This window comes from Methylibium rhizosphaerae (genome assembly GCF_006386545.1).
Lineage (GTDB): Bacteria > Pseudomonadota > Gammaproteobacteria > Burkholderiales > Burkholderiaceae_C > Pseudorivibacter > Pseudorivibacter rhizosphaerae.
In genome coordinates this window covers 1-1,261 of record NZ_SWAR01000132.1, presented here as the reverse complement: position 1 = coordinate 1,261, position 1,261 = coordinate 1, and the positions used below count along the sequence as shown (strand labels likewise).

Genomic DNA, 1,261 nt, shown 5'->3' with positions numbered 1-1,261 from the left:
CCACTTGGCGACTGAACGCGGTGTGGCCGCCGCCACACAGAACCAGGCCAAGTCGGCACTGTTGTTCCTCTACAAGGAGGTGCTCGGGGTCCAGTTGCCCTGGCTGGACGAGATCGTCGGGGCAAAGAACCGGGATCGCCTGCCGGTGGTGCTGACGCCCACGGAGGTGCGCGCGTTGCTGCATGAGTTGAACGGAGCGAGTTGGCTGGTGGCCGCGCTGCTGTACGGCACGGGCATACGCTTGCTCGAGGGCTTGCGGCTGCGGGTCAAGGACGTGGACTTCGAGCGGCGCGAGTTGGTGGTGCGCAGCGGCAAGGGAGCCAAGGACCGTGTGACGGTGCTGCCCGAGAACCTGCTGTTGCCGCTGAAGGAGCAACTGGCGCGCGCCAAGGTGCTGCATGAGCGTGACCTGGATGCCGGCTTCGGCGCGGTCTGGCTGCCCGATGCGCTGGCGGTGAAGTATCCGAATGCACCGCGCACTTGGGGCTGGCAGTGGGTATTTCCCAGTGCCGCCCGTTCCGTGGACCCGCGCCAGGGTGTCGAGAGGCGCCACCATCTGCATGAGGCCTCGATTCAGAAAGCGGTGGCCGGTGCCGCCAAGCGTGCACGCATCATCAAGCCCTGTTCGCCCCATGTGCTGCGCCATTCGTTTGCCACGCACATGTTGCAGGCCGGCTACGACATCCGTACGGTGCAGGAGTTGCTCGGGCACAGCGATGTGAAGACCACCATGATCTACACGCATGTGCTCAACCGCGGCGGGCGCGGCGTGCGCAGCCCGTTTGATCAGTTCTGAGGCCGCAAACCTGACGCTGACGAACGACTGGAAGTGGCCGGGTCCGTGAGTTCGGGCCCACGCCCCGACAGCCGACCCTCGCGGGCGAAGGGGTGAGGATCAAGGTCAGCTACCTGGTCGCGCTGTCGACTCACGCAGCCGGCCACAAGCTGACGTCCGTGAACGTCTGTTGAGCTGTCGCCGGAGAGCGGTCATGAAGCGGGGCCCAGCGCGTCCAATGGGCTGCGCACCGCACCACCGGCCACCTTGAGCACGTGCGTGTAGATCAGCGTGGTGGCCACATCGGCGTGCCCCAGCAGGTCCTGCACCGTGCGGATGTCATAGCCGGCCTGCAGCAAGTGGGTGGCAAACGAGTGACGCAACGTGTGCGGTGTGGCCAGGCGCTGCACGCCGGCCCGTTCGATCGCTCGCTTGAACGCGCGCTGGAAGGTCTGGTCGTACACATGGTGCCGGCGCACCACGCCA

The 1,261-nt window shown here is 66.2% G+C and carries 2 protein-coding genes; one reads left to right on the top strand and one right to left on the bottom strand.

What is annotated here, in order from left to right; translation table 11 throughout:
• Positions 1–796: integron integrase (locus tag E8D38_RS27775; protein WP_140637516.1), on the top strand; the 796-nt coding region annotated here is incomplete at its 5' end.
• A gap of 191 nt (positions 797–987) precedes the next feature.
• On the opposite strand, the gene E8D38_RS27770 is transcribed toward E8D38_RS27775, so the two are convergent.
• Positions 988–1,261 (bottom strand): tyrosine-type recombinase/integrase (locus tag E8D38_RS27770; protein ID WP_181179568.1); only part of this gene is annotated, 274 nt, incomplete at its 5' end.